This window comes from Vibrio sp. 10N.222.46.A1 (assembly GCF_041473595.1).
In the GTDB taxonomy this organism is placed as follows: Bacteria; Pseudomonadota; Gammaproteobacteria; order Enterobacterales; family Vibrionaceae; genus Vibrio; species Vibrio tasmaniensis_A.
The window spans coordinates 1-2,218 of the sequence record NZ_JBFRSN010000751.1 but is presented as its reverse complement, the minus strand read 5'-3'; the positions used below and the strand labels follow the sequence as shown (position 1 = coordinate 2,218).

Below are 2,218 nucleotides of genomic sequence, written 5' to 3'. Positions count from 1 at the left end.
GTATTGCTGTGAACATCACTATTGTTGGGCCTGGGGCTATCGGCTCTTTGTGGGCGATAAAACTACTTCAAGCGGGTCATAATGTGGCTTTGTGGAGTCGTTCCGCAGATAACTCAATTGACTTATCGCTTGATGAACAAACTTCACTTTCCTTCAGTAACAACAATATTGAGAAGCTACCAGAAAGTGATCTAGTGATCTTCACGGTCAAAGCTTGGCAAGTAGAAGAAGCAACCACCCCACTGCTTCAATATCTCGACCCTGACACTATTCTCATGTTCATGCACAACGGTATGGGAGCGGTCGATAACATTGCTAATCAAATTGACGCTCACCCAGTAGTATTGGCGACCACGACTCAAGCAGCATTCAAACCCAATAGCAACAATGTATCCCACACCGGAATCGGCCAAACTCAATTGGGTGCTTTTAACCTCAAGGGGCAACAGTGCACTTTTTTAGTTGATGTGTTGGAACATGCCTTCCCTGCCGTGAGTTGGAATCCAGAAATAACAACGGCGCTGTGGGCTAAACTCGCCATAAATTGTGCAATCAACCCACTGACTGGGCTGGAACAAATCAAAAATGGAGAGCTTGCTGACCAAAGGTTTAACGATATTTTGAGTTCTATAGTTAAAGAACTCACGCAAGTGATGCTGGCGGAAGGCATTACTTGTTCATTCGACGAATTAGAAACAAGCGTCAACAAGGTTATTCAAGCGACAGCAAAGAACAATTCATCAATGAAGCAAGATATGTTTTACCAACGAAAGACAGAGATCGACTTCATTACCGGACACTTGATAAAAACAGCACTTAAGCATCAGATAGAGGTTCCTGTTAACCAAAAGCTGTTTACGCAGGTTAAAGAACGAGAAAATCGCTGGAATCATCAAGATTAGTCAGCAACGATTAACAAGTCGCGATAAAATAACGATACCGCTCAGCATAACGCTAGCAACAATTTCCAAGATTTTAGGTAAGAATAGATGCTTGATATCAATCACATCCGAGAGCAGTTTCCTGCGCTATCACAAACCATCAATCAACAACCGTTGATTTATTTAGACAGCGCAGCAACGACACAAAAACCTCAGGTGGTTATTGATGCCATTAGCCAATACTACTCCAAACAAAATGCCAATGTTCACCGTGGCAGTCACAGCTTAACCGCGAACGCGACCAGTCAATTTGAAGCCGCAAGAGATAAGGTCGCTCAGTTTATTGGCGCGGCTTCTTCAAAAGAGATCATTTGGACTCGCGGTGCAACCGAAGCACTCAACCTGATAGCTCAAACGCACGCAAGAAGTACGCTTCAAGCTGGTGATGAGATTTTGGTTAGCGAAATGGAGCATCACGCCAACATCGTACCTTGGCAAATTGTGGCAGAACAAACCGGAGCGAAAGTCGTAAAAGTACCGATGACGTCAGATTGTGAATTTGATCTTGCTGCCTTTGACGCTCTATTAAATGATCGAACCAAGATTGTTGCTCTGGCTCAGATAACTAATGTGACTGGTTCTCGTCAGCCCATCGAAGAAGTGATCGAGAAAGCACACAAGATGAATGCGATTGTTGTGGTCGATGGAGCGCAAGGTATTGTTCATGAGCCCGTTGATGTTGCTGCTTTAGGGGCTGATTTCTACGTGTTCTCTGGGCATAAGCTCTATGCTCCAGCTGGTATTGGGGTGCTTTATGGCAAGCTTGAATTGCTCGAAGCGATGCCACCTTGGCATGGTGGTGGCAAGATGGTTGAGCGCGTGTCTTTCTCTGGCACTACATTTTCTGAACTGCCGGGGAAGTTTGAAGCGGGCACGCCAAATGTAGCAGGAGCGATAGCATTAAGTACCGCAATAGAATGGTTAAGTGATTTTGCTCAACGAGATGTCGAAAATCATATCCACCAGCTGCAGCACGAGACTTATCTTGCACTCAGTAAACTGGATGATATTCAGGTATTGGGTTATCAACCCAACGCAAGTGTGATTACTTTTGTGATGGATGGCGTTCACCACCAAGATATTGCAACCCTGTTGGATCAACAAGGTATCGCAGTACGTGCTGGACATCATTGTGCTCACCCATTAATGGATGCACTTAATGTGAAAGGAACGGTTCGTATTTCATTTGGTATTTATAACAATCTAGATGATGTTGAAAAGCTCGTAGCGGCGATAGAAAAAGCCGTTGATATGCTGTAGCGAGTAGCGAGTAGCGA

General features: G+C 44.6%; 2 protein-coding genes. Both read left to right on the top strand.

What is annotated here, in order from left to right; translation table 11 throughout:
• Nucleotides 1-8: 8 nt before the first annotated feature.
• Entirely contained in the window at nucleotides 9-902 is an 894-nt protein-coding gene (panE, locus tag AB4496_RS19605; RefSeq protein WP_009848363.1) for a 2-dehydropantoate 2-reductase, read from the top strand.
• Nucleotides 903-989: 87 nt separating this feature from the next.
• Nucleotides 990-2,201 (top strand): cysteine desulfurase CsdA, encoded by a 1,212-nt coding sequence (gene csdA / locus AB4496_RS19600; RefSeq protein WP_009848362.1) that lies wholly within the window; start codon nucleotides 990-992, stop codon nucleotides 2,199-2,201.
• Nucleotides 2,202-2,218: the final 17 nt, after the last annotated feature.